The sequence below is a fragment of the Xenorhabdus yunnanensis genome, assembly GCF_028598805.1.
GTDB lineage: Bacteria > Pseudomonadota > Gammaproteobacteria > Enterobacterales > Enterobacteriaceae > Xenorhabdus > Xenorhabdus yunnanensis.
Genome location: NZ_JAQRFI010000049.1, coordinates 1 through 26,574 on the forward strand (window position 1 = coordinate 1; position 26,574 = coordinate 26,574).

16 protein-coding genes and 1 pseudogene are annotated in these 26,574 nt (G+C 41.5%); 12 read left to right on the top strand and 5 right to left on the bottom strand.

From position 1 onward, the window contains the following. The 5 genes from PSI23_RS16590 to rpoS all read left to right on the top strand — a co-directional run. A partial coding sequence (locus PSI23_RS16590) for a tail fiber assembly protein (RefSeq protein ID WP_273556147.1) occupies positions 1–163 on the top strand: 163 nt, incomplete at its 5' end. A 338-nt stretch (positions 164–501) separates the two neighbouring features. Further along, positions 502–1,266, top strand: a complete 765-nt coding sequence (gene surE, locus PSI23_RS16595) for a 5'/3'-nucleotidase SurE (RefSeq protein ID WP_273556128.1) — start codon at positions 502–504, stop codon at positions 1,264–1,266. Continuing rightward, positions 1,260–1,886 carry a protein-L-isoaspartate(D-aspartate) O-methyltransferase gene (locus PSI23_RS16600; protein WP_273556129.1) on the top strand — a complete coding sequence of 209 codons (627 nt, stop codon included), beginning with the start codon at positions 1,260–1,262 and terminating at the stop codon, positions 1,884–1,886. Before surE ends, PSI23_RS16600 begins: the two co-directional genes overlap by 7 nt. Positions 1,887–2,037: 151 nt before the next feature. Continuing rightward, entirely contained in the window at positions 2,038–3,108 is a 1,071-nt protein-coding gene (gene nlpD / locus PSI23_RS16605) for a murein hydrolase activator NlpD (protein WP_273556130.1), read from the top strand. A gap of 53 nt (positions 3,109–3,161) precedes the next feature. Next, a complete protein-coding gene (gene rpoS, locus PSI23_RS16610; RefSeq protein ID WP_273556131.1) occupies positions 3,162–4,148 on the top strand; it encodes an RNA polymerase sigma factor RpoS in 987 nt (328 codons plus the stop codon). Positions 4,149–4,369: 221 nt separating this feature from the next. On the opposite strand, the gene miaE is transcribed toward rpoS, so the two are convergent. Next, positions 4,370–5,179, bottom strand: a complete 810-nt coding sequence (gene miaE / locus PSI23_RS16615) for a tRNA isopentenyl-2-thiomethyl-A-37 hydroxylase MiaE (RefSeq protein ID WP_273556148.1) — start codon at positions 5,177–5,179, stop codon at positions 4,370–4,372. A gap of 32 nt (positions 5,180–5,211) precedes the next feature. Continuing rightward, a complete protein-coding gene (gene mutS, locus PSI23_RS16620; protein ID WP_273556149.1) occupies positions 5,212–7,773 on the bottom strand; it encodes a DNA mismatch repair protein MutS in 2,562 nt (853 codons plus the stop codon). A 710-nt stretch (positions 7,774–8,483) separates the two neighbouring features. On the opposite strand from mutS, the gene proA reads away from it, so the two are divergent. Next, complete coding sequence (proA, locus tag PSI23_RS16625; protein WP_273556132.1) at positions 8,484–14,549, top strand: anti-phage protein ProA; 6,066 nt, start codon at positions 8,484–8,486, stop codon at positions 14,547–14,549. A gap of 72 nt (positions 14,550–14,621) precedes the next feature. Further along, entirely contained in the window at positions 14,622–14,786 is a 165-nt protein-coding gene (locus tag PSI23_RS16630; protein WP_273556133.1) for an HTH domain-containing protein, read from the top strand. Positions 14,787–14,886: 100 nt separating this feature from the next. Here the strand turns inward: PSI23_RS16630 and PSI23_RS16635 are convergent, their stop codons facing one another. Next, positions 14,887–15,492 (bottom strand): plasmid pRiA4b ORF-3 family protein, encoded by a 606-nt coding sequence (locus tag PSI23_RS16635; protein ID WP_273556134.1) that lies wholly within the window; start codon positions 15,490–15,492, stop codon positions 14,887–14,889. A gap of 197 nt (positions 15,493–15,689) precedes the next feature. Here PSI23_RS16635 and map point away from each other — a divergent pair, with 197 nt between their 5' ends. From map to yjiA, 5 genes are all read left to right on the top strand, one after another. Then, complete coding sequence (map, locus tag PSI23_RS16640) at positions 15,690–16,499, top strand: type I methionyl aminopeptidase (protein WP_273556135.1); 810 nt, start codon at positions 15,690–15,692, stop codon at positions 16,497–16,499. Positions 16,500–17,047: 548 nt separating this feature from the next. After that, positions 17,048–18,442: a phosphoethanolamine transferase gene (locus PSI23_RS16645; RefSeq protein WP_273556136.1), complete on the top strand. Its 1,395-nt coding sequence runs from the start codon at positions 17,048–17,050 to the stop codon at positions 18,440–18,442. 361 nt (positions 18,443–18,803) lie between these two features. Continuing rightward, a complete protein-coding gene (locus PSI23_RS16650) occupies positions 18,804–20,957 on the top strand; it encodes a carbon starvation CstA family protein (protein WP_273556137.1) in 2,154 nt (717 codons plus the stop codon). Positions 20,958–21,061: 104 nt separating this feature from the next. Then, the gene (locus PSI23_RS16655) at positions 21,062–21,265 is read left to right on the top strand and encodes a YbdD/YjiX family protein (protein ID WP_047962587.1); all 204 of its coding nucleotides are present in this window, start codon (positions 21,062–21,064) and stop codon (positions 21,263–21,265) included. Positions 21,266–21,352: 87 nt separating this feature from the next. Further along, a complete protein-coding gene (yjiA, locus tag PSI23_RS16660) occupies positions 21,353–22,315 on the top strand; it encodes a GTPase (RefSeq protein ID WP_273556138.1) in 963 nt (320 codons plus the stop codon). 343 nt (positions 22,316–22,658) lie between these two features. Here yjiA and PSI23_RS16665 read toward each other — a convergent pair. Together PSI23_RS16665 and PSI23_RS16670 are read right to left on the bottom strand one after the other, a co-directional pair. Beyond that, positions 22,659–23,225 (bottom strand): annotated as a pseudogene (locus tag PSI23_RS16665) (tyrosine-type DNA invertase); the annotation flags it as partial. A gap of 996 nt (positions 23,226–24,221) precedes the next feature. Continuing rightward, complete coding sequence (locus PSI23_RS16670; protein ID WP_273556139.1) at positions 24,222–25,544, bottom strand: SLC5/6 family protein; 1,323 nt, start codon at positions 25,542–25,544, stop codon at positions 24,222–24,224. Positions 25,545–26,574 lie beyond the last annotated feature (1,030 nt).

Here is a 26,574-nt window from a genome sequence, read left to right on the forward strand (position 1 = left end):
GGCCAGAGATAGAATCGCGCCATTGCAGGACGCCGCCGATTTAGGTATCGCCACCGACACAGAGAAATCCGTACTCACCGCATGGCGTAAATACCGGGTATTACTCAACCGAGTGGATTGTTCTATTGCACCGGATATTAACTGGCCGGAACAGCCGAAGTGATGACAGGGGCCTAGCGCCCCTTACTCACCCGCTTAGACGTCCGCGTCCAGATGCCGGAGGATTCGGTGTGGAATTTGGGGCAGAAGTAGTATTTTTGTGTCAACTGGTTTTACATTATTACCCTGCCTTGTCAACCTTGTTGTATTTGTAACCGAGAGGGGTTGTATCTATATATAGAAGGCGAATGTAAAGCGCTCCACAAAACATATAGTGCCATGCTAAGATTGCCTGCTGTAATATTGTCCTAATATTAGTCACTTCGGATAAATAGGACAACATACCGGACAAAATTAATCTATCACTCATATCATGACCAATAAAATCAATGAGATATGCCAATGCTGCGGATATTGCTGAGTAACGATGATGGTGTCACCGCGCCGGGTATTCAAACCTTAGCGGCTACATTACGGAAACACTATCATGTTCAGGTAGTTGCACCTGACCGTAACCGTAGTGGTGCGTCGAACGCCTTAACACTGGATCGCCCCTTGCGTACCAACACACTAAAAAATGGTGATATTTCCGTTCAGGGAGGTACACCGACAGATTGTGTCTATTTGGGCGTGAATAATCTGGTTCATCCTCGTCCTGACATTGTCGTTTCAGGCATCAACTGTGGCCCTAACCTCGGTGATGACGTGATTTATTCTGGTACGGTTGCGGCTGCTATGGAAGGGCGCCACTTAGGGTTACCTGCACTGGCGATATCGCTCAATGGCGATAAACATTATGAAACAGCGGCAGAAGTGACAGTGCGTTTATTAACTTTGCTGCAAAAAACGCCATTGAGGGCGGGCAATATTCTGAATATTAATGTGCCTGATATTCCCATTGAACAAATCAAAGGGTTTCGGGTGACCCGATGTGGTAGCCGCAGTGCAGCTGAGCAAGTCTATACCTTGGAAGATCCCAAAGGCAATATGCTCTATTGGATAGGCCCTCCGGGAGAAAAGAGTGATTTTGGACCTGAAACGGATTTTGCGGCAGTAGAAGAAGGGTTTGTTTCCATTACTCCTTTGCAGATAGACTTAACGGCTTATAAAGCCCAGGAGCTGATAAGTGATTGGTTAGCAAAAGTCGGGGATATTGGGGAATGTTAAACCGGTCAATGAAAAATCTGCTGGCGCAATTGCGTCAGCAAGGAATTCATAATGAGCACTTGTTGGAGGTTATTGCTAAAGTACCTCGGGAATGTTTTGTAGATGAAGCCCTTGCTCATAAAGCATATGAAAATACCGCACTACCCATTGGTCATGGGCAAACCATATCCCAACCTTATATTGTTGCTCGCATGACAGAGTTGCTGAATTTAACCCCTGAATCCAATGTATTGGAAATTGGAACAGGATCAGGTTATCAAACAGCAATACTTGCCCATCTGGCCAGACACATTTTCTCCGTGGAGCGGATTAAAGGGTTGCAGTGGCAAGCTAAGCGCAGACTAAAGCAGCTTGACCTCCACAATATCTCAACCCGCCACGGTGATGGTTGGGATGGATGGCCATCAAAAGGCCCTTTTGACGCTATAATTGTCACCGCTGCGCCACCAGAAATTCCACAGGCGTTGCTCCATCAGCTTGCCGATGGAGGCGTGATGGTTTTGCCTGTCGGTGAGCGTACTCAGTCACTGAAAGTGGTACATCGTTATGGGAATGATTTTCATGGCGACGTTATCGAACCCGTCCGTTTTGTACCCCTAATTCAAGGCGAGCTAGCATAATCAGCTAACTTATTTGAGATTCAATTTCAAATTAGCTGTTCTTTTTTCTGAAATTAAGCAAAATGTTTCGCTTAAAATCTTTTGTGATTCTAAATTTCTTTATAAATCATCATTATTTGCATTTATATTTGCCTTTATAGGGGAATAAGGTATGAATATAGAAAACCCAGTGAAAAAAATAAAGTGGATAATCACCAGTACTGTTATGGGCGTTGTACTGGTAGGTTGTAGCAATACACCAAATCGTCCTGCCCCGATAGTGAATATCGATAATAAGGAGAAAAACGGAGAATTATTCTCTAGACCGTCATCAATTTCGACACCAATGCCATCTTCTGCTCCTCCAATATTAACAAATCGCGCATCAGATAATCATGCTGCCAGAAACCGTCAGCTAGTGAATGATGCTGCTAATAGTCGTTCGTCTCAAGGGAAAATTGTTTATAACCGTAACTACGGAAATATCCCCAAAGGAAGCTACAACGGGAATACCTACACGGTTAAACACGGAGATACCTTATTCTACATAGCTTGGATTACAGGTGATGATTTTCGTGATATTGCTCACAAAAATAGTATCTTGGAGCCTTATAGCTTAAATGTTGGTCAGGTCCTAAGAATAGGTAACGCAACCTCCAAAAATGGTGTATTAATAGCATCAAATAGTACTCAATCTGAAATTAAGCAGGTTGATTTTCAAAAAATTAATGCGTATCCTGCAAATATTGATAGACCAAGGTCAGAAAAAATGTTGCCAAGAGCAACTATTTCTGTTAGAGACAGTGCCGCTTCAAAAGTATCTACAGCAACAGATACGGAGATAAATAGCGCTATTAATGATATTAGTGCCATTAATAGTTGGAGATGGCCGGCAGAAGGAAAAATTCTTGAAGGTTTCTCTGATTCTCAGGGAGGGAATAAAGGCATTGATATTGCGGGGAGTCGTGGTCAACCCGTATTTGCAACAGCCAGAGGGAAAGTGGTTTATGCCGGAAATGCATTACGTGGATATGGAAATCTAATAATTATAAAACACAACGACGACTATCTAAGCGCCTATGCGCACAACGACACAATGTTGGTTCGTGAGCAGCAGGATGTTCAAGCGGGGCAAAAAATTGCCGCTATGGGTAGTTCCGGAACAAGTTCAGTAAGATTGCATTTTGAAATTCGCTATAAGGGAAAATCCGTAAACCCGCTGCGTTATCTTCCGCAGCGATAAACCGGGGCAGGATCTGAAACTCCTGCCCGCATTATCATGGGTAGGAGCAGCTGATGAGCCTTGAAGTTAATGAGTTGTATGATGATGCGGACTTAGACGAAAGTAGCATGGAAGCTGATGACTTTGATGAAGTGTCGCTGAAAAATGAGAGTGATGTAACTGATCTTGATGAAGATTTGGATTTGTTGCAAGGGGTGAACCAGCGGGTTCTTGATGCGACACAGCTTTATCTAGGAGAGATTGGTTTCTCACCTCAGCTAACAGCAGAGGAAGAGGTTTTTTTCGCCAGACGGGCATTGCGGGGAGATATTGCTGCCCGCCAACGTATGATTGAAAGTAACTTGCGGTTGGTTGTAAAAATATCCCGCCGTTACAGCAATCGTGGATTGGCACTGCTAGATCTGATTGAAGAAGGTAACCTTGGGCTTATTCGTGCGGTGGAAAAATTTGATCCTGAAAGAGGTTTTCGTTTTTCTACTTATGCAACATGGTGGATTCGTCAAACAATTGAACGTGCCATCATGAATCAAACTCGCACAATTCGTCTGCCTATTCACATAGTCAAAGAGTTGAATGTCTATTTACGTACTGCAAGAGAACTGGCACACAAATTGGATCATGAACCCAGTATCGAAGAAATTGCGGATAAACTGGATAAACCCGTTGAAGACGTGAGTCGTATGATGCGGCTTAACGAACGTATTACCTCTGTCGATACACCAATTAGTGGTGATTCAGATAAAGCATTATTGGATACTTTATCTGATGAAAATAATTCAGGGCCAGAAACAACCATTCAAGATGATGATATGAAACAAAGCATTGTGAAATGGTTGTTTGAACTGAATGCAAAACAGCGCGAAGTACTAGCCCGTCGTTTTGGTTTGCTTGGATATGAAGCAGAAACATTAGAAGATGTTGGGCGAGAAATTGGATTAACAAGGGAGAGAGTTCGTCAAATTCAAGTTGAGGGATTGCGTCGTCTTAGAGATATATTGCATACCCAAGGTTTGAATATGGAATCACTATTCCATACTTAATTCTTTATATCTGAGCAAGTTCAAATTGCAGCGTAGTGGAAAATAAACGTATTTCCAGAAACAGTGATAACTGGATGATAGGAATGGGTGAAAGTAATTCACGAAGCAACAATTAGAAAGATAAAGTATATTAGGTTGTAATCCTAAGGTGGGCTAAATAAGCCCACCTTTTATTCAATTATTTATATTTCCATTATCACTGAGGGTTTTATTGATTAATTTCAGATAATGGGAATACCACTATGAAATTTGAAATCATGATCGGTCGTTTGAATAAGTTCCGCTTCAATCTGACCAAAATAATTTACCCTTGCTGTAATATCTTCTTTGGATATCGATTGAGCCAGTGTCAGATAATCTTGATAATGGCGAGCTTCTGAACGAAGAAGGGAAATATAAAACTTACCTAAATCCTCATCCAGATGGGGAGCTAATTTTGCGAAACGTTCACATGAACGTGCTTCAATATAGGCACCGATAATCAATTTATCGACCAATGTATAAGGTTCATGATTGGTAATATGCTGAAATAGAGATTTAGCATAGCGGCTGGCACTGATATTGTCGTAGCTTATCCCTCTGGCATCCATGATTTCCAATACCTGATAAAAATGATGCAACTCTTCTTTAATCAATAACACCATCTTATCAATGAGATCCTGACTATAAGGTGATTTTGCCCGGGCAATAATTTGCTTGGTGGCTTGGTTTTTTCCTTTCAATGAATGGATATCGCCAATTTTTTTATAGGCAAAATCCTCATAGGGCTGAAACCAAGCCAACAGCGTATCCGCACTCTCAGGATCAACAGCATATTTACGAATTAAGAACATGGCACTTTGTGCCGCTTTCAATTCACACATCAGATGATCGCGCAACAAAATCGGCAAGTTTTCAGGTTGCCGAGCCTTTTCAACCCATTGGTCAGGAGTTTCGCATTGTAAAAACTGATAAATGGGTGCTAACAGATTAGTATCAAACTTTATTGTTGTTACATTCACCGTTGTTACATTCACCGTTGTTACATTCATCGTTGTTTCATCCATTGCTATTCCATTCATTGTTAAACCATATCTTTCAGACGATAAATCCATTCCAATGCTTGACGTGGTGTCAAGGTATCTGGATTAAGGTTTTCCAATGCTTCAACGGCTGGAGAGGTTTCTTCTGTCAGCAAGGTTAATTGTGGTGTATCGACATGGCCTGCCGTCGCGTTATTGGAGAGCGATTCTAGCTCTTTCAACTTTTGACGGGCGCGTTTAATCACATCGCGCGGAACACCAGCTAGTGAGGCAACAGCGAGTCCATAACTCTTGCTTGCTGCTCCTTCCTGCACATTGTGCATGAAAGCAATGGTATCGCCATGTTCGACAGCATCAAGATGAATATTGACGACACCTTCCAGCTTTTCAGGCAGTGTTGTCAGTTCGAAATAGTGAGTAGCAAACAGTGTCATCGCCTTGATGCGGTTAGCTAAATTTTCAGCACAAGCCCAAGCAAGGGATAAACCATCATAAGTTGATGTACCACGCCCGATTTCATCCATCAAAACCAAACTGTATTCCGTCGCGTTATGCAAAATATTGGCAGTTTCGGTCATTTCCACCATAAAGGTAGAACGTCCTGATGCCAGATCATCAGATGCCCCGACACGAGTGAAGATGCGATCTACAGGGCCAATAACCGCTTTTTCGGCAGGAACAAAGCTTCCAATATAGGCCAGCAACGTAATCAAAGCTGTCTGACGCATATAGGTACTTTTCCCGCCCATATTCGGCCCTGTAATAATCAGCAAACGGCGCTGTGATGAGAGTGCCAATGGGTTAGCAATAAACGGTTCGCTCAATACTTGTTCGACAACCGGATGTCTACCGTTAATGATCTGGATACCGATTTTATCCGTCAGTATCGGGCAGGTGTAATTCAGGGTTTCAGCACGTTCGGCAAGGTTTGCCAGTACATCCAGCTCTGACAGCGCCTCGGAACAGGTCTGTAAATCGGCCAGATGAGGCAACAACAAATCGAACAACTCTTCGTACAAGGCCTTTTCAATGGCAAGTGCTTTACCTTTGGAAGTCAGTACCTTGTCTTCATATTCTTTTAATTCAGGAATGATATAGCGTTCTGCATTTTTCAGCGTCTGACGGCGGACATAATGGATCGGTACTAAATGGCTTTGTCCCCGACTGACCTGAATATAGTAACCATGCACTCCATTGAAGCCCACTTTCAGGGTATCAATGCCAAGTTTTTCGCGTTCGCGGATCTCCAGTTTATCCAGATAATCACTGGCTCCATCGGCCAATGCCCGCCACTCATCCAGTTCGGCATTATAACCTGTGGCGATTACACCACCGTCACGCACCAAAACAGGAGGCGTTTCGACAACTGCATTCTCCAACAGTACCTGCAATTCATCAAAATGTCCCACACGCTGCTGTAGCGCCTGAATATAAGGGGAATCAGAGGATGCCATGATCTGGTGAATATCGGGTAATTGCTGGAAAGCGTGGCGCATTCTGGCCAAATCACGGGGACGGGCAGAACGGAGAGCAAGACGGCCAAGTACACGTTCTAAATCACCAACCTGACGCAAAAACGGCTGCAATTCATAACCGATTTCCTGTAATGCAGAAATGGCCTGCTGACGATTTTCCAGCACATCTTTATTGCGAATTGGCGTATGCAGCCAGCGTTTTAGCATACGGCTGCCCATTGGTGTTACACACTGATCGAGTACCGAAGCCAGTGTATTCTCAGTGCCACCGGATAAATTTTGCGTCAATTCCAGATTACGGCGGGTGGCGGCATCCATAATGACCGTTTCCTGCTGACACTCCATCGTAAGACTACGAATATGAGGCAGGGCAGTGCGTTGAGTATCTTTAACATATTGCAGCAAACAGCCTGCTGCCCGCAGGGCAAGCGTCGCCTTTTCCACACCGAAGCCAATCAGGTCACGGGTGTCAAATTGCAAATTAAGTTGCTGTCTTGCCGTATCCAGCTCAAATTCCCACATTGGGCGCCGACGCAGGCCGTGACAACGTTCAATCAATGCCATATGACCAAATGCTTCTGGATAGAGCAATTCCGCAGGGCGGGTACGTTGCAATTCTGCGGCAATGGTATCTTCATCGGTCATTTCGGAGACGCGGAAACGGCCAGAAGTGATATCCAGCGTCGCGTAACCAAAACCTTGGCTATCATGCCAGATAGCAGCCAGCAGATTATCCTGACGCTCCTGTAGTAAAGCTTCATCAGTGACTGTGCCGGGGGTGACAATACGCACAACTTTACGTTCAACAGGGCCTTTACTGGTTGCAGGATCGCCAACTTGTTCACAAATGGCCGCAGATTCACCGAGATGAACCAGTTTTGCCAGATAATTTTCGATTGCGTGATAAGGAACACCTGCCATGGGAATAGGCTGACCAGCCGATTGTCCGCGTTTGGTCAGGGAGATATCCAGTAACTTCGCTGCCTTTTTGGCATCGTCAAAGAACAACTCGTAAAAATCTCCCATCCGATAAAGTAGCAGGATATCCGGGTGCTGTGATTTCAGGCGCAGATACTGCTGCATCATGGGAGTATGGCTATCTAAATCCTTTGCTGGAGATTCTTTCATATTGACTTGATTCAATTCTATTATTCCTGTTGACTCAGTTGGGCCATCGACGCTCAGTCAACCCATCTAAATGACAAAACCTAAATATAATCAGCTAAGGATGGAACGCTAATGAACCTCATCCTGGGCGAAAACGCTATCTTATCACTGATAATCTGTGTGATTCATCTGTGGATTCGATTAGGAAGATTTTGTCGTTAGGTTAGCAGGAATACTCGCAGGAATGTATCAGATTTTTTCACTATTCAGCAGGATTGCGAAGTGGCTCGATTTCATCCTTATTATCGTGACATTATGCTTTTTTTATTCAATTGGTTGAAATTTATTGTTTATATTGCAAATGGTGATAATAATTATTTGTATTGGGTTTTATTATTGTCTATAATTTTAGTTTATAAATAATAATTATATATTTCAATAAGATGCGATAAATGGACACATCTTTATTTTTCAAATCTCATCGTTTTTGTGTTGGGTTATTCCTATCAATAGTAAGCAGTTTAGGCATATTAATTGCGTGACTGTTCATTCCAAATAATAACGCGGTTACATTGCCGGAAACGAACAAAACATCAACAAGCTATAACTTTAACCTGAATCATCGTATCTAACCTAAAAGAACTTATACATTGACATTGGGTAGACGTGTTTTAATCTGCCAATCGCCCTGAGCGGATGTCAAGGCCGCATATACTCTGGAGATTCCATCAATGAAAATCACGTTAGAAGGAAGTATCGCCAATAAAATTGGTTTTGTCTCCCACCAAAATGCTGTACCTATTTTACGTGAGTTACGGGTGAACTATATAAGGGAGAACATAAGGGAGAACGAAGAAACGGAGGAAAACGAAGAAGAAAGCATAGAGGGAAAAGATTATAAAAATTTGACCCTTTCGCTTACATCTTCGCCGTCTTTTCTAGAACCCAAAACATGGAACATCGATCAATTATCTCCAGACACCAGCATTGAAATCACAGAGCGTGATATCAAACTGAATGCGGAATATCTGTTTTCTCTCTCAGAGAGCGTTAAAGGGGATATTACGTTAATGCTCTCTGAGGGGGAAAACGTCCTCGAAACCCGTCATTATCCAATAGAGCTATTGGCAAAAAATCAATGGGGTGGTGGAACCATGCCAGAGCTGATCGCTGCCTTTGTCATGCCAAATGATGCGGCAATTGATAAGGTGTTGAAGGGAACTTCAGATGTATTGCGCAGGGCTGGAAAAAATGACGGTATTAATGGCTATAACGCTCAATCCAGACGGCGTTGCTGGGAGTTGGTTTCGGCATTGTGGTCTGCGGTTGCTGGTCTGAAACTTAGCTATGCGTTGCCACCCGCCAGTTTTGATACACAAGGGCAAAAAATACGCACGCCATCAACCATTTTGGATGGGAAAATTGCAACCTGCCTTGATAGTACTTTGCTTTTTGCAGCGGCTATTGAACAGATGGGAATGAATCCACTGGTGGTTTTCACTGAAGGCCACGCATTTGTTGGATTCTGGTTACAGCCACAGGAATTTTCAACGCTGATCACAGAAGACGTTTCTTCTGTCCGCAAACGCATTGATTTGCAGGAAATGGTGGTTTTTGAAACGACAATGATAACCAAATTTCCTGCTCCGTCTTTTAGTCAGGCCATTGAAACGGCAAAGCGTCAGCTGACGGAACAGGAATTCATCATGGCGGTTGATATCCATCGGGCACGCATGCAGAAAATCCGTCCTCTTGCTTTAGCAACACAGAATTTAGCAGAAACTTTGCCGCAAGATATTGAAGCGGAGGTGATCAACGATGCATTGGAAGAAGCCCCTGTTTTACCCGGATTTGATGTAGATATTCAAACGGATTTGCCCAATAGCGTTGCTGATAAGCTAACGGTTTGGCAAAGAAAACTGTTGGATCTCACCACTCGAAACCGACTGCTTCACTTACCAGAAAATGCTAAGGGAGTCAGGTTGATTTGCCCTAACCCCGCAGAGTTGGAGGATAAACTGGCAGAAGGTAAAACTATTCGCATTGTTGCCATGCCTGATTTAGAAATGGCTGGTCGTGATGCTGAACTTTACCAACAGCAACACAGTGAAGATCTCTATGAAGAATATGCCAGAGGGGCTTTGAAGCGTGGTGAAGTTGTTGGTGCGCTGGAAAAAATAAAACTTGAAGTTTCCTTGATCGATCTTTACCGAAAGGCCCGCAATGATTTGGACGAAGGGGGCGCAAATACTCTGTTTTTAGCGATAGGGTTTTTGAAATGGAAGAAATCGGTGGATGATCCCAAAACATACTCTGCACCACTGATACTACTTCCCATACGCCTTGAGCGTAAAAGTGTTCTATCTGGTGTCACGATGCGCATCATTGAGGAGGAGCCACGCTTTAATCTTACGTTGCTCGAACTATTGCGCCATGATTTTCAATTGACTATCCCTGATTTGGAAGGCGAATTGCCAACGGATGGAAGTGGCATTGATGTCGAGGGGATTTGGAACACAGTTCGCCGGGCGGTTCGTGATATATCGGGTTTTGAAGTTACCAAAGAACTGGTTATAGGAACATTTTCATTTTCCAAGTACTTAATGTGGAAAGATTTGGCGGATCGCTCTGAGCAGTTGATGCAGCACTCATTAGTGAAATACTTGATTGAACGGCAAACAGACAAAGCGAAACTGGAGTTGTCGGGAGAATTTATTAAGGCAGAAGAGCTGGATAATAACATTAAGGCGAGCGACGTTTTCATTCCTCTGCCAGCGGATTCATCACAACTCTCTGCTATTGTTGCTTCTGCCAGTGGTCGGGATTTTGTTCTGGATGGGCCTCCGGGCACAGGTAAATCACAAACCATTGCCAATATGATTGCCCATAACTTGGCGTTGGGTCGGCGAGTCTTGTTTGTTGCCGAGAAAAAAGCGGCGTTGGACGTGGTTTATCGCAGGTTGGCAGAGAAAGGGCTTGGTGAATTTTGTATTGAATTGCATTCCAGTAAAACGTCGAAAGTCGAATTTTTGAAGCAACTGGAAAGGGCGTGGGATACGCGTGATGTCTTGTCAAAGGAAGAGTGGGAAAAAGAGGCTCGTCACGTTCAACGTTTGCGGGAAAAATTGAACAATACGGTTGACGTTCTGCATAAGAAGTGGCCCAACGATTTAACCGTACATCAGGCGATTGGTAGAGTTATTCGGGATGCCAATGACGCAACGCCAAAATTACAGTGGCCAGCAGGAACGCTTCACGATCAAAATGCCATGACTCAGCTAAGGGACGTTGCTCGACGCCTTGATTTGAATGCGCAATCAGCTAAACAACTTTCAGGCGTGTTTGATGCAATTTTGCGAATTGATTGGTCGAATGGTTGGCAGGAAAGTATCGTTGCGACTGCTGGTGATCTTCCCAATACACTGGGACGACTGATTGTGGCAGTGGACGAATTACTAACAGCCACAAGCCTTGTGATTAACGGCAATATCAATGAAACATCTATCCACCATTTGCACCAGCTGATTCGACTGACAGAGTTATTGCTGGCAGCATATGGCTGCGATCTCCGTTTTATGTTCGCTCCTAATATCAGTGAGAAAGTGAATACGGCAAGGAAGGCCATCGCACTGGTGGAAGTATACCGCGAGACACAACAGACATTATCCATTGCTTATTCGGTGGAGAGCTATCGTCGCATTAATATTGAACAGTTCGAACGTGATTGGCAAAAAGCTGAAAAGAAATTCTGGTTTTTGAGTTCACTGGCGAAAAAGAAAGTAAGTCGAGATCTGGCAAGTCAAGGTGGAGCATCGGGTAATCCTAATGTTTTGGGTGACTTGGCAAAATTGCGCAAGCTACGGGAATGCCTGACAGATATAGAAGGATGCACGCCTGAAATACAGGATATACCGGGTTGGAATGCTCAAAACAGCGACCTGAAAAAAATGGCGGCTATGGTGGATTTGTCTGAACAAATTCGGGCTGCCATGAGTACAATCGCAACATCCTCACAACACTTTGCACAACTTCGTACTGCTATTGCGACTTTGGTTATTGATTCCAATGAATTATTGAACCAAGATGGAAATCTAGCCATTCGTTTAGTGAACTTGAAACAAGCCATGACTGATTTTCAACATACAGCAGAGCGTCTTGGTGAACAGTCTGGTGAGCTTAAGCTACATGAACAAGATCTATCCCATATCAGGGCTCTTGCTGCAAACATTACCCAACATAAGGCTGAATTGAAATCCTGGTGTGATTGGTGTCGAGTACGGGAAGAAGCGAATGCCATTGGTTTACAACCGATGACAGAAGCACTGGCTAAAAATGCATTGTCTAAGAATGGATTACCTAAGAATGAATTACCTGAGGGGCAACTCACTGAAATTTTCGAAACAGCTTACGCTCGCTGGTTTGCTGCATGGATAATTGATGCCGAGCCGCTTCTGCACAATTTTGTCCCCGCAGAGCATATGAGTGATATAGAAGCCTATCGTAAGCAGGATGATCGTTTATCAGAACTCGCTGTACGGTATATCAGGGCAAAATTATGTGGATTGATCCCCGCTAAAAATGAAGTGAGTAAACAGAGTGGGTTTGGGATCTTAAAACATGAACTGCAAAAATCCCGCCGACATAAACCAGTTCGCCAATTGGCTCAGGAAATGGGGGATGCGATGTCAAAATTGTCTCCCTGCATGTTGATGAGCCCACTCTCAATTGCACAATTCCTTCCTGCCAATCAGGAATTATTTGATTTGGTCATTTTTGATGAAGCATCACAGATCTCCCCGTGGGATGCTGTTGGCTCTATAGCAAGGGGCAAGCAGGTAGTGATAGCTGGTGACCCGCGTCAAATGCCACCAACCAGCTTTTTTAACAGGGGAACGGCGGATCAAGAAGATGATACGGAACAGGATATGGAAAGCATTCTTGATGAATGCTTGGCAGCCGGATTATATAACCATAGCCTAAGCTGGCATTACCGCAGCCGCCATGAAAGCCTGATTGCATTTTCCAATCACCGCTATTACGACAGCAATCTGATTACTTTCCCTGCGGCCCAGACAACACCGAGTACAGTTAAGTGGCACAGAATTGATAGTATTTATACCAAAGGGAAAAATAAACGTAATCAAAAAGAAGCCGAAGCGATTGTTGCAGAAACCGTCAAACGCCTGACGGATCCTGCGTTTATTAACACAGGCCAGTCGATTGGCATCATTACACTGAATAGTGAACAGCAAAGTTTGATTTCTGATTTACTGGATAAAGCTCGCCAACAATATCCGGCAATTGAGCCTTATTTCCAAGATGATTTGCATGAACCTGTGGTGGTCAAAAACTTGGAGACAGTACAGGGGGATGAGCGTGATGTGATTATGCTGGGGATCGGCTATGGCCCGACGGAGCCAGAAGCTAACACGATGTCCATGAATTTTGGTCCACTGAACAGAGAAGGCGGCTGGCGTCGGCTCAATGTAGCAATCACGCGGGCCAGACATGAAATGTTGCTCTTTACCTCATTTGACTCATCTATGATCGATCTTAACCGGACCAATGCCCGTGCAGTACGGGATCTCAAACATTTTATTGAATTTGCCAAACGTGGGCCGATTGCATTGGCGCAAGCGATTAAGGGGTCTTTAGGTAGTTATGATTCGCCATTTGAAGAAGCTGTTGCACAGGGATTGCGCCAGAAAGGATGGCATGTTGTCCCTCAAATAGGGGTATCGCGTTTCCGCATTGATTTGGGTATCGTGCATCCTGATCGGTCTGGGGACTATCTCGTTGGTGTTGAATGCGATGGCGCAACTTATCACAGTGCTGCAACTGCAAGGGATCGAGATAAAGTACGCTCTGCGATCCTGAAAGGATTGGGATGGGAATTAGTTCGCGTTTGGTCAACAGAGTGGTGGGTGGATAAACACGGGGCACTTGAGCGCCTTCATAACGCAATCGAAGCATTATTGGCAGAATCGAGAGCACAAGCAGAACGCATTTATTTAGCTGATAGCACTGTGAAAACAACACCTACAGTCACTGAAAATACAACCGAAAATACCTTCTTGCAAGATGCCATTGTACAGGGTGAGGAGATTCCAGAGTCCTTATCCTCCGGGAAAACAGAAATAAAAGAAGCAGGTGTTATTACAGATATTAATGGAACACAAAATGATTTTATCTTCTCTGAGAAAAGAATAGCTCGTAACTATGCAGCTGAGAGAGACAACAGCGATAATGTTCGTAATAGTCATGTTCGCCATATAGAGCCAATAGAAATAGAACATCAAATAAGAGAGTACAAATTAACGGATTTTTCTGGCTTTGTTTCCAGTATTAACCCAGATAAATTTTATCACTCTGAATATAACGCTACATTGCGTCAATTGATCGTTCATGCTCTCGAACAAGAAGCTCCGTTATTAGATACATTATTGGTGCAACGCATCGCCAGAGCACATGGTTTCGGCAGGGCAGGACAAAAGATCCGCAATCGCATTTTAGAAATCGTGGCAAGTAATCACTTTATCAAAGCAGACAAAATCGATGGGGATTTTGTTTGGCTATCACAAAAACAAAGTGAAGAGTGGTATCAGGTGCGTTTACCTGCAACGGAAGATGACATACGTTCCATGAGTGAAATTGCTTATGAAGAAATACGCCCACTGGCTGCATTAAGCAAAGAAGAGGATCGGGTGGTAGAGATTGCACGAATGTTCGGTTTTAAACGTGTAACCGGTATAGCGAGGGCGAGGATCGAGGCTGTTATCAACGATATTACTCAGTAGCTATATTTATTCGATGCGTCGTAAGACCCCGTCCTTTAGAGGCTTTTGCGACAGCCTCTTTGGGCGGGGAGGATGTCAACAGCTAGTGTTGCTCGCCCTGTTATTACCATAACCCAACTGACCGATGAGTTAGGTATCAGGCGACGTACAATAGAGCGAAATATTAAAACATTACAGGATGCTGGTCGTTTGATTCGTGTTGGTGCGAAGAAAGGAGGCTATTGGCGGGGCGGATAAGCAGGAGAATGGGCCATGTATTTTATAAATACTTGTTTTCAATTTATTAAATACATGACCAACAGAATAGTCATTCAAATAATAGTCATTCAAATAATAGTCATTCAAATAGTGGTAAATAACGATCCCTTGACCAACGATAATATAAAGCCAGTCTATTATTCACTTCTTCCATATTGAATTTTTCTGGGGAAAAAATTTTATCGGGGGAAACATCAGATTTGCCATTAATCCATTTAAACATTTCCAGATAATCTTCATGGCTTGGATCGTTGATAATATTGAGCAGATCAATATAGCCATATGTACCACCGGAATCTTCCGGCGGACAGGCTTGTTGACCATCAAGGCAGAAAATAGGCATAGGGAGTTCGTCACGGGAATAATTACTGTTTTCAAGAACAATTTCATGTTCCCAACAGTCACCGAAATCGTAAATGTAAATGAATTTATTGCCTTTTCTTTTGATTAATGAATTAAGCCTAACTTTTCCTTCTTCTTTAACGTCTTCAGGTTCTTCAGGCATTTCAGTAAAGCGCTTGATACCAAAAATAAACTCATGTAAGTGGTAGTCACTCCAGCCCATGACAGTTTGTATCACATCGTGTAATCGATCCAATGAAATAATGGATGGAACAACAAAACGACGCCATATGCTGGGTTCAGCTTCGATAAGTGTAATTTTCAGCAGGTAGAATTTTTCCATTTATCATCCTTTTTAATTGATGAGTCGTAAGAAAAGTAGAATGTTTTTTGTCCACTGAAATTATAGTATGAAGAGATTTATATTGGAATACGAACTTTTTTAGACCAATTTGAGATAAACATTGGCTTGAGTTGTTAACGAATGTAAGTGCATTATTAAAAAGGAGCCTACATAACTAAAATTAAGAGAAAAACAATATGACGAGAAACAACGGAATACTGATAAAAGGTATGGACGAAATAAAGAAGATGGAAATAGCGGGGCGCTTGACTGGTCAGGTGCTTGAAGCTGTTCGTCAGATTATCGTGCCAGGTATTACGACCCTTGAAATTGATTCATTTTGCCATGATTACATTATCAATACTCTTGATGCGATACCGGGTAGCTTAGGGCAATATGGTTTTCCTTATACGGCCAATACGTCAGTAAATCACGTTGTTTGTCATGGTTGGCCTTCGGAAAAAAGGCTGAAAAATGGAGATATCGTTAATGTGGATGTCACCGTCAAAAAAGAGGGATATTACGGCGATAGCAGCATTACATTTTGTGTCGGTGATGTGCCGTCTCACGCCAAACGTTTGGTCAATGTGACTCAAGAATGTCTATATAAGGCGATTAAGATTGTTAAGCCGGGAATCACTCTGGGGGATATCGGTCATACGATACAGCAGCATGCCGAAGCAAATAATTACACAGTAGTGCGTGAATATTGTGGTCACGGCATTGGTCGCAGCATGCATGAGGATCCGCAAGTTTTGCATTACGGTAAGGCGGGGGAAGGTATCACCTTGGAAGAGGGAATGACTTTTACTATTGAGCCTATGATCAACCAAGGCAAAAAGGATGTTAAGCTACATAAAGATGGCTGGACGGTAACGACTAAAGATCGTCGGTTATCGGCTCAGTTTGAGCATACTATTCTGGTAACCCGTGATGGTTTTGAGGTATTGACTCTGCGGGATGAAGAACATGAAGTTTTTGAACGTTACTTGTCAACCAGCCAGTAACTCACCATTTATTGCGTAATAAGATTGTGTGATAGCTAAACCTGATGCTGTGTTATACGGTATTGGGTTTTATTTTGTCATTAAATAAATCTTTTTCTTTATAATGCAAAATCGGACAATAGTTTACAAAATGTTCTTTAAAAGAAAAAACTTTCTTTGTGAAATAAATCGGCTTATTGATTAGTGAAATCAGGTAAACTTACCCTCATCCTCAAGTTTGACTAAAATGGCTGCATGTTGGATTTATGAACAAAATCTGTGGATAGGGTTTTGCTCAAACACAATGAATTTACTTAAAATGAATTTACTTAAATAGAAATTTAGCTACGGCTATTTGAAATGACAGGGTGATTATGTCTTGGTTTTATAAAAACAAGAATTCTTCTTGTTTTCTTGTTCTTTTTTCTCTTGTTTTTCTTATACATAAATGTTTGGGATATCAATTAAAACTGATATATGTCTTCAGTGCCTTTGCACTCTTTTTATTTTTGGTTGCAACAAGTAAACGAGTATATATCTTTTTGATCGCTTTTTTCTCTCTGGTGGGGATGCTCTATACCCCAATTGGCCTCAATTACGGTTATCCAGATGTCAATGCGGTGGGATCATTAATCTATACAAATAGGAATGAAACAGCGGAGTATATTAGCGGGCTTTCGATTTCAACTTATTTAACTGTTATAGCCATTTTTGTTCTGATGATATTTGCGTTTAAGCTAAATATCACCTTATCAGGCAAAAGTAAAAAGGGGTTATTGGCCCTGTTTTTCATATCGGCTTTCTGGTCGCCAGCCAAAGGGTATATAAAATCGGGTTTTGAAGATAGTTCGGAACTTTTGAATATCAGTTTACCGGAGATTCGCTTTTTCACTGATACTTATCGAAGCTACCAGAAAGTCATGTCGGAAAATAATCGATTTGCCAAGATTATCCAAAATCGTGATGACTGGAAGCCAGTGGTGAAAGAAGAAAAATATGACACATATATAATGGTTATTGGTGAAAGTGTCCGAAAAGATTTTATGAATTCCTATGGGTTCCCGGATAAAAATACCCCTTGGCTGGACAACGCGAATGCGACAGTGTTAACCAACTATATTTCTGCGGCGCCGTCAACACAATTATCGCTGACTAACTCTCTGGCGGTTCGTGAAGCAAATGAAATTCAATTGAACAACAGTATTGTTTCGCTGGCGAAAAAAGCGGGGTTTGAAACTTACTGGTTGTCTAATCAGGGAATGAAGGGAGGTTTTGATTCTCCTGTCGCGCTGATTGGGCAGCAGGCCAATCATTATACTTTTCTAAAAGAAGGCAATTCAGATGATCGCAGTTATATGCCGGATGAAAATTTATTGCCTTATATTCGTAAGGCATTAGTGAAGAATGAACAGAAGAAGAAGCTGATTGTTATTCACTTAATGGGTTCACACCCACAACCTTGCGCCAGAACTGATGAGAAGTACAGCACCTATTTTCATTCCAAGAATATCTCATGTTATCTCCAGAGCATCCACAATACGGATCGCCTGCTGGCTGATATTGAAAATATTGCCAATAAAAATCAATTGCACTGGACAATGCTCTACTTTGCGGATCATGGTTTGTCATTTGTGAATAAGAACAGCGATAGTGAAAATCTGACCCATGACGATGCTAATAAGCAGAACTATCAAGTTCCTTTTATTATCACTGGTTACGACTATTCTGACAAAAAGCGTTCTGACAAAAACCATTTCAACAAAAATATAATAGACGCTCACCGCAGCGGTCTGAATCTATTGCCTATGTTATCCACATGGTTGGGTATTGAGGAGCCTCGCTTGGTATCCGAATGTGATTGGTTTTCCAACCAAAAGTGCCAGAACCAGCATACAGTGATTTCATTTAGTAACGAATATAAAGACTTTAATCAATTGCAGGATGATGCCATTAACTTCGATTGATGAATATACCTTTGTGTTTCAAATTATAGCTTTTTTGATTGTATTGCAATTTTGAAAACGCTTGGGTAAGTGACTGATATCACAAAATTTGATGCATATTTTATGTGTGTGAACCATTGATTGGTGGATTTTGACCGCTTAATGCAGTATTCAACCGCTGGCCTAGATCTTTCCTGTCTTACCAGAAAGAGTTTTATATCATCGTGCAGTGTGGCGAGGAGTACATACCTTTATATGGGTATTACCTTTATATGGTTATATGGGTATCACTTCTTTCCGGCTATAGATGGCCGGTTTATGGAGTAGAAAGTAAAAATTTAATAATGATTTGCTGTTCGTCTTACTATGGAAAGGAAGTTTTATGAACAATAATAAATTCTTAAAGCATATCCCCTGGATGATATTGGGGATAATTGGCGCATCCTGTCTTGGGGTTGTTGCGCTGCGTCGGGGAGAACACATTAGTGCTTTGTGGATCATTGTCGCTTCCGTTGCGGTTTACTTGGTTGCTTATCGGTATTATAGCCTGTATATCGCCACTAAGGTGATGAAGTTGGATGCTACGCGAGCAACGCCTGCGGTCGTCAATAATGACGGTTTGAACTATGTACCCACCAACAAAAATGTCCTGTTTGGTCACCACTTTGCGGCAATTGCAGGGGCTGGTCCGTTGGTAGGGCCGGTATTGGCGGCACAGGTTGGTTATCTGCCGGGAACATTGTGGTTATTGGCAGGAGTTGTACTTGCCGGGGCAGTGCAGGACTTTATCGTGCTGTTTATCTCCTCACGCCGTAATGGAGCATCACTGGGTGAGATAGTCAAAGAAGAAATGGGGCGTGTGCCGGGAACAATTGCTCTGTTTGGTTGCTTCTTAATCATGATCATTATTCTGGCGGTATTGGCGTTAATCGTCGTGAAAGCATTGGCAGAAAGCCCGTGGGGCGTATTCACTGTTTGCTCAACAGTGCCTATTGCGCTTTTCATGGGGATCTACATGCGATATATCCGTCCGGGTCGTGTAGGTGAAGTTTCCGTGATCGGGATTCTCATGCTGATTGCTGCCATTTGGTTTGGTGGAGTTGTCGCAGCAGACCCTTACTGGGGACCAACCCTGACTTTCAAAGATACCACCATCACTTATGCGCTGATCGGTTACGCCTTTATCTCTGCATTATTGCCAGTTTGGCTTATTTTGGCTCCGCGTGATTATCTGGCGACTTTCCTGAAAATTGGGGTAATTGTTGGTCTTGCGATTGGGATTGTCATCCTGAACCCTGAGCTGAAAATGCCAGCCGTCACACAGTATATTGATGGCACAGGGCCGGTTTGGAAAGGAACGTTGTTCCCATTCTTGTTCATTACTATTGCTTGTGGTGCGGTGTCTGGTTTCCATGCCCTGATTTCTTCGGGAACGACACCTAAATTGCTGGCAAATGAAAAAGATGCACGTTTCATTGGTTATGGTGCGATGTTGATGGAGTCATTTGTGGCGATCATGGCACTGGTGGCCGCATCCATCATTGAGCCGGGCCTGTATTTTGCCATGAATACCCCTCCGGCAGCGTTGGGTATCACTATGCCTGACCTGCATAACTTGGGTACTGCCGAAGCACCGATGATTATGGCTTCTTTGAAAGAAGTGACAACTCATGCGGCAGCAACTGTAAGCTCTTGGGGCTTTGTTATTTCGCCAGATCAAATTCTGCAAACAGCAAAAGACATTGGTGAACCATCTGTCCTGAACCGAGCTGGGGGAGCACCAACCTTGGCGGTAGGAATTGCCTACGTATTCCATCAGATTATACCTGCGGCAGATATGGGTTTCTGGTATCACTTCGGTATTCTGTTTGAAGCCCTGTTCATCCTGACGGCGCTGGACGCGGGTACACGCTCCGGTCGTTTCATGTTGCAGGATCTCTTGGGTAACTTTGTTCCATTCCTGAAAAAAACAGACTCACTGATAGCGGGCATCATTGGCACAGCAGGTTGTGTAGGTCTATGGGGTTATTTGCTGTATCAGGGTGTGGTTGATCCATTGGGCGGTGTTAAGAGCCTGTGGCCGCTGTTTGGTATCTCTAACCAGATGCTGGCCGCTGTTGCGTTGGTATTGGGCACGGTTGTACTGATCAAGATGAAACGCACTCAATATATTTGGGTAACGGTTATTCCTGCAGTTTGGTTGTTGATTTGTACTACATGGGCGCTGGGGCTGAAATTATTCAGTGATAACCCACGGCTTGAAGGCTTCTTCTTCCTTGCGAAAGAGTATAAGCAGCGGATTGCAGAAGGTGGAGCGGAATTGACTGCTGAGCAAATCAGTAACATGAATCACATTGTTGTGAACAACTACACCAATGCGGGTTTAAGTATTCTGTTCCTGATGGTGGTGTATAGCATCATTATCTATGGTATCAAAACGGCGATAAAAGCCAGCAAAAATCCGGAGCGTACCGATAATGAAACGCCTTATGTTCCAGTTCCGGAAGGTGGGGTAAAAGTCTCTTCTACGCACTGATATGATACTTAAACTGATATCAGCTAAATCATTCTGTATCAGTAACTGCTATACCCCACATAATCAACTTTGTATTATGTGGGGTATTTTTTGGAGGGCAATTTATGTTTGGTAATCTTGGTCGGGCAGGCAAATATCTGGGGCAGGCTGCCCGTATGTTGGTGGGAGTTCCTGACTATGACACATATGTACAGCACATGAAGGAAAACCACCCGGATAAACCTTATATGACTTATGAAGAGTTTTTTCGCGAACGCCAGAATGCTCGTTATGGTGGTGATGGAAAAGGCGGTATGCGCTGTTGTTAGATAACTTTTTGTTAGAAAAACTGTTGTTAGAAAAGCGGCTAAATCAATAGAAATTATTTAGCAATTAATGAGCATCGGGAAACGAAAATGCAACCAATATCAGTCACGATCCTGACCGGTTTTTTGGGATCAGGCAAAACGACGCTGCTGCATCATATCCTCAATGCCAATCACGGTTATAAAATAGCCGTCATCGAAAATGAATTTGGTGAAGTCCCTATTGATAATGAATTGATTGGCGATCGAGCAACTCAGATTAAGACATTAAGCAATGGATGTATCTGTTGTAGTCGTTCGAATGAGTTGGAAGATGCATTATTGGATTTGCTGGATAGCATGGATAAAGGGCAGATCTACTTTGATCGACTGATTATCGAATGTACCGGAATGGCTGATCCCGGCCCTATTATGCAGACTTTCTTTTCTCATGAAGTTTTGTGCCAGCGTTTTTTACTTGATGGCATTATCACGCTGGTGGATGCTGCCCATGTGGAACAACAATTAGATCGTTTTTCCATTGCACAGGCGCAGGTGGGATATGCAGATAGGATCATTTTAACGAAAACAGATGTTGCTCCGGTACCCGATGCCTTAGTTGAACGTTTACAACGAATCAATGCCAGAGCACCTATTCATAAAGTCATTCAAGGTGAAGCCGATTTAGCCTTACTGTTCGATATCGAAGGCTTTATGTTGAATGACAAACTGACGGTTTCTGCTCCTGTGTTTCGATTTATGCCTAAACAACGAAACACGCTCCAGTCGATTGTCATTAACTTATCGCATCCCGTTGAGCTGTCAGAAGTTTCTAACCTGATGGAAGAGCTATTGCTGAGTTTCGCGGATAGCCTGCTGCGTTACAAAGGAATTCTTGCTATCAAAGAGGAGTCACGTCGGTTGCTGTTTCAGGGAGTTCAGCGTCTGTATAGCGCAGATTGGGACAGAGAATGGCGTGATGATGAAGTACGTGAAAGTGTGCTGGTTTTCATTGGCATGGAGCTGCCTGAACAGAAAATCCGTGAAAAATTTGTGGAACTGATCGGGAAATAATGAGCATTATAGATGATGATCTGAGTAATCATTTTCTTGTCATATTTAATTGTTTGTTTTTTATTCTTTATTGAGCAGTGAAATCATTTATATAAATTCGCTGCTCAAGTTTAAATAGAAACTTATTTTATATATTCACCTATTAGGTTTAAGTTTCAGTAAAGCATTCCTTGTTTAATTAACAAATATAAAACAATAAAAATAAAATTCATTCACAATTTGAGTTTGTCATACGTAAAAAATAATAATTTATTTCATCTAGCGGCAATCTCCACTAATTAATTTGTGGAGATTATTGCGATAACAGGTCATGTTAGTGAAAACAGCATAAAAAATAACACAGTTATTTAGAGGGAAACTCCCAAATTCTGGAGAAACGTTTCACATTACTGGCGGTATAAATCACGGTATGTGAAATATTACGATGCCCGAGATAATCTTGAATCAAGCGAGTATCACGACCAAGATCAGCCAATGCATAACCACAGGCATGTCTTAACATATGTGGATGTGGAGAAACACTGACCGATGCCTGCTTCCCATAACGTTTCAATAATGCATAAACTTGTTGTCGTGAAACAGGGCCGGATTTTTGGGAGAGAAATACCCACGGAGAATCGGCTTCTCGCCATTTTTGACGAATGTTTAACCATTTTTGCAATGCTATAATTTCCTCTGGAATTAAAGGGTGTGTGGTTGAAAGCCCACCCTTTAACCGTCTGATATGAATGATCGCTGAATTTAGATCAAGATCAGATAGACATAAATTACATAGCTCACTGACCCTAAAACCGTGAATAAAACACATTAATAGCATGCAGTAATCCCGTTCTGCGTGACGTCCTTGTTTTGTTTCTGCCAAAATTGCGTCTATTTCGTATCGGGTTAAAAATTTACGTTGCTTCATGAAATTATCATTCCTATGAAATCAGAGAGATTAATTGTGAATAGCAAGTTATTTAAGCCAATCGAATACAATAAGCGATTAGTATTTTTTGAATACGATTGGAAAAATATCAAATTTATTTAATTGGAATGCCGCAAATAGAAAAAATTTTCTTCTTTTATTCGTCTTATTTTTAATGGAAATACTAATTGAAACCTTATAGATACGTATTATGTGGCTCTGATACATAGAATGAGACATTCATAAATAGAATTCCATACATAAAAACAGCCTTATCGAACTTTGCAACTAATCATTTGGCTTGGTTTAGTTCCTAGTTTTTTATTCTTCTAACATTCTTTTTTGGTGTGCTAACTTTATATTTTTACTGCATTTAGCGAAAAAAGTAAATGATTTATCTAAGCTGTTTACATAATGCATCGTAATTGACTAAAAATCATCTATTTTTATCATACGAATGAAGTTGCGTTTACATATTTAGTGTTTTATTGGTTTTTTACGCATTTTTTCGAAATAAATTGGTATAATATATAGATAATATGATTATATTTGGAGTGATATCCCGTTCAAGAGAGGTCGTTTTGTTCGTTATATTATAGTTAATAATGTTTATTGTTTTGATGTTTAGTTTAAGAAAATCATCGTTTTTTGTTTAATTTATGAAATTTACTTAAACAGATATTTTTTATGATTAATTAAATATCGATCCATCATTAAAATGATTATTTTATGAATGAAGTATGTGGAATATGATTTGATTAAGGCCAAAAAAACTGCAAAAAGAAATTTCTTGGCCTTATTTGCTTATTTAGGCAAAACTGGCTTTGTGCGCCATAATCTCAATGATCTTCTCAGGTATTGCTCTTCTTATACATTAAATTTATTAAATATTACCTTCTTAAATGAGGACTTTTTCGACATTGGTCCTCGGGCACTTGGACAGCTTTTATGATGGATAACTTTTATGATGGATAACTCTTATAATGGATAGCTCTTATGTCAGGAGAAGGCCAGAAAAGGGGAAATGCATAACAAGATCCCGGTAAAGATGATCAAAACGAGAGATATCCCCTTGTAATGATGCAAACTGGGAACCTTGTAAACTAAATAGGCAGGAATGAGGCAGCCGACGATGCCAAATATTGGGCTACAGATAGAAGTAAAGCTCAACACTGGCGCATTTAGGATAATGGCGCTCCATGCCAATAAGATGGCGAAAACCATAATGCCTTTTTGAACCCACATTTCATTGATTTTTTCGACAGGCATCAAGCGACTAAGAATGTTCATGGCAATTCCTTGGCTGGCTTCGCGAAATCCGAGGTAAACACCAAAAAAAGCAGTCATCACAGCAAAGATATTGAGCATAATACTGACGACAATCACCCAACCACCAGGAAAGAACTGAGCGGCAATTGCCAGTGCTGAAATATTCTGTTCATAGGCTTTGACCGCTTCCTCATGTCCCATTGCCAGTGTAAAAGAGACGGCATAGAAAAATACCGTACAAAACAGGACACCAAAGGCAATATTCATAGCTCTCAGCGCCTTATGACGGGCAACTTCACGGTTTTGTTCCCGATTGCGGTAAGAAATCACCATTGGGCTAAGTGTTTGGATAAACAAGATAGATGTGAGTGTAAAAGGCAATGTGATAATGGCTTTTTTGATCAATAAACCGAAGGGAGGCAATGCCCCAATATTGTAAAGATGCCACATACCGATCATGGAAATTCCCAATATCGCGACAACGAATAACTTTGTCATGACCATCAGGCTGGATACTTTGAACAGCAATCGTTCACCACGAGATGAAATAGCGACCAGAACACAAATTAGCGCCAACCCAAATAGTGGATTTTTTGACATTAATTCATCGGTGACTCCAAATGTTTGCAAGTAAGAAGCACTATCATTGGTTATGGCGATGGAATAAACAAACATCCAGATCACCAGCATAATAAAGTAGAGTATGCCTAACAGAATGCCCCAGTTTTTACCAAGATAGCCACTGATGACACTGGGATAATCTTTGCACTCTGGCGACTCTGCGAGAGTGTTAATGAAGAGTCGCTGAAAAAGATACATGGCGGGATAACCAATAATGGAAGAAAGCAGGAAAACCCACAATCCCATCAACCCAACCTCAACAGGCAAGAAAACAATTCCAGCCCCGATTGCCATGCCAATACTCATAATGACCCAGCCAGTATCGGTATGGTCGAATTTTATTGCTTTTTTCCATTCTGCTTCCGTCATGTTGGCACGTTTGGCTGATGAGGATAGGTGTGGCGTGTTATTGTTTTTTGTTGCTGTTTTCATAATAGCTCTCGCTTACATCTTTGGTTCTGCAATAGTATTGAACAGATAGGGGGAGAAATGCATCACGTAAGACACCGAAAAATAACTACACCTACTAAATAACCACTCTTTTAGTAAGAGAGTTGTCGTGTGCTGATAGTGAATGATTTCAAGGAGAAAAAATTTCCCTAAACATTCCATCTACTACAGTTTTTGAGAGAACAATTTCTTCATAAAGAAGAAATCGCCATTTATTGTTCTCAATGAGAAATCGCAAAGGGAGACTGTGCAAAAAAGAAAATTGGCGCTTTGTATCATTTTGATAAAAAACGAAATTAATTCTCTTTGCGAAGGTGTTGTGAGTATTTGTGATATTAACAATTGAAACAACCAGAAAGAAAAGTTGCGTGCTTTATCACGTTTGTATCAATTCAAAACACCTTGTCAGTATTAAATCCTTTTTATTGCTAATATTATGATGTAACTCAGTATATTAATCTAGAGTTTTTTGCTAGTGAAATAGTGTGATGTATATTTTCCTCTCGCCTTCCGATTGGAAATGAAGATAAATCAATAAATACTGAATAAACCCTCTTTCACGATGGTTTTTGTGGGTAGCAGAGGCTCTTAAGATCTTAGAATGAAAATTTATATATTTAGTTTTACTTTCAATATCCATGAGTTATATTTTGTTTGAAATGAATTTTTACGGGATATAAATATTTTAGATGTAACTCGATATTTATAACTATGCTAAATCGATAGTTATTCAAAATTAACAATTATCCCAAATTATTTGGCGGAATAATGCTTATTCATGGATATGTAAGCAAGAAATCAGGTTGATTTTATTTTCATTAATATAATTGAAATTCTTATCGAGTTTATTTTATTTATCTATAATAAATAATAAGATTAGTAATGTTTTTTATGTTTAACTAGTGACCGAGATTGAAATTAAGTTGCCTGATAATCACTCAATAAATCATCTTTTAAATTCTTAAAAATCAGTCTGTTGTTTGATTTTGACCAAAGCTTTTTTTTTAATTAA

Bases quoted from the DNA above. Each gene is read 5' to 3' on its own strand.
- surE (WP_273556128.1), top strand. From the start codon at position 502: ATGCTGCGGATATTGCTGAGTAACGATGATGGTGTCACCGCGCCGGGT.
- PSI23_RS16600 (WP_273556129.1), top strand. From the start codon at position 1,260: ATGTTAAACCGGTCAATGAAAAATCTGCTGGCGCAATTGCGTCAGCAA.
- nlpD (WP_273556130.1), top strand. From the start codon at position 2,038: ATGAATATAGAAAACCCAGTGAAAAAAATAAAGTGGATAATCACCAGT.
- rpoS (WP_273556131.1), top strand. From the start codon at position 3,162: ATGAGCCTTGAAGTTAATGAGTTGTATGATGATGCGGACTTAGACGAA.
- miaE (WP_273556148.1), bottom strand. From the start codon at position 5,179: ATGAATGTAACAACGGTGAATGTAACAACGGTGAATGTAACAACAATA.
- mutS (WP_273556149.1), bottom strand. From the start codon at position 7,773: ATGAAAGAATCTCCAGCAAAGGATTTAGATAGCCATACTCCCATGATG.
- proA (WP_273556132.1), top strand. From the start codon at position 8,484: ATGAAAATCACGTTAGAAGGAAGTATCGCCAATAAAATTGGTTTTGTC.
- PSI23_RS16630 (WP_273556133.1), top strand. From the start codon at position 14,622: ATGTCAACAGCTAGTGTTGCTCGCCCTGTTATTACCATAACCCAACTG.
- PSI23_RS16635 (WP_273556134.1), bottom strand. From the start codon at position 15,492: ATGGAAAAATTCTACCTGCTGAAAATTACACTTATCGAAGCTGAACCC.
- map (WP_273556135.1), top strand. From the start codon at position 15,690: ATGACGAGAAACAACGGAATACTGATAAAAGGTATGGACGAAATAAAG.
- PSI23_RS16645 (WP_273556136.1), top strand. From the start codon at position 17,048: ATGCTCTATACCCCAATTGGCCTCAATTACGGTTATCCAGATGTCAAT.
- PSI23_RS16650 (WP_273556137.1), top strand. From the start codon at position 18,804: ATGAACAATAATAAATTCTTAAAGCATATCCCCTGGATGATATTGGGG.
- PSI23_RS16655 (WP_047962587.1), top strand. From the start codon at position 21,062: ATGTTTGGTAATCTTGGTCGGGCAGGCAAATATCTGGGGCAGGCTGCC.
- yjiA (WP_273556138.1), top strand. From the start codon at position 21,353: ATGCAACCAATATCAGTCACGATCCTGACCGGTTTTTTGGGATCAGGC.
- PSI23_RS16670 (WP_273556139.1), bottom strand. From the start codon at position 25,544: ATGAAAACAGCAACAAAAAACAATAACACGCCACACCTATCCTCATCA.